Source organism: Pseudomonas sp. CM25, assembly GCF_013179705.1.
Lineage (GTDB): Bacteria > Pseudomonadota > Gammaproteobacteria > Pseudomonadales > Pseudomonadaceae > Aquipseudomonas.
In genome coordinates, this window is sequence record NZ_JABMCW010000679.1 from 1 (window position 1) to 1,025 (window position 1,025).

Here is a 1,025-nt window from a genome sequence, read left to right on the forward strand (position 1 = left end):
GCCGCCAGCACTTCAATTTCCGCTACCGCTCGGCAGCGCACTTCATCGAGGTTTTCCGGACATGGTACGGGCCGGTGCACAAGGCGTTCGCCGCTTTGGAGCCGGAGGCGGCCAAGGCGTTGGAGCGTGATCTGGCTGAATTGTTGAATGCAAACAATGTGGGTGGCCCATCGTCGCTGGTGGTGCCGAGTGAGTATCTCGAGGTGGTGGTCACTCGAGAGCGTTAGCAGGCGCGCTTTCAAAAGCCTCAGCGGGTGGCGCCGCTGCGCGGACATTGAAGAGCTTGCAGACGAAGTACCAGGCAATGGCGACTGTGAGGTTGTAAGGGAACAGAACGGCCCAGAATGGCAATTGCCAGTTCTTTTTGCCCCGCATTTCTCCCGGCTCGCCGGTTCGCCATGGGGCATAGTGGCGCCAGGCTTCCGCCGGGGTCAGGCAGATCGCGTGCAGGGGCTTGTGCCACCAGTTGGGTTCGCCTGGCGGGGGAAGTTTGTCCGGGCCGTGGTCCATGAAGTGGCGAAGGTATTCCCAGACTTCGGCGACGTACAGAATGTCGGATTCGGTGGGCGAGTTACTGTCGACCCACAGGCAGTCTTTCTGGTGCAGGCTGCCATCTTCTCGGCGAGGGGCGAAGGCTAAGGCGTAGCTGGTGGTAAAGGATGATCCACCGAATTCAGTGCGTTTGAATCGGCCTCCCCTGATGTTGCTCCAATCAAAAGTGAATAGTTTTCCGAAGCGTTTATAATAGATTTTTTGTGTTGTCCTATTCAGGTAGATGTCAGAAAGCTTTTTTATATAGATTATTCTATAGGCTAGGAAAGGTGTAAAAATAAAAGGTACTATAATCTGCGCTACCAGAAATGCGTAGGCGCCCTCTAGCTCATAGTTGGTTGTGTCATCTAAAAGAAGAGTGTACACAAATATTGCAGTAGCTAGGCACATTGCCGTGTACATTTTCCCCATAAATACTGAGTCAGTAACCCATGGATTTCTCAAGCGCAGGAAGAAGCTGGTGGAATCAACTA

General features: G+C 53.5%; 1 protein-coding gene and 1 pseudogene. One reads left to right on the top strand and one right to left on the bottom strand.

What is annotated here, in order from left to right; all coding sequences use genetic code 11:
* Nucleotides 1-227 (top strand): annotated as a pseudogene (locus HP546_RS30635) (SAM-dependent methyltransferase); the annotation flags it as partial.
* Here the strand turns inward: HP546_RS30635 and HP546_RS30640 are convergent.
* Nucleotides 211-1,025 (bottom strand): DUF6708 domain-containing protein (locus tag HP546_RS30640; protein ID WP_256678585.1); only part of this gene is annotated, 815 nt, incomplete at its 5' end. The pseudogene HP546_RS30635 and the gene HP546_RS30640 overlap by 17 nt on opposite strands.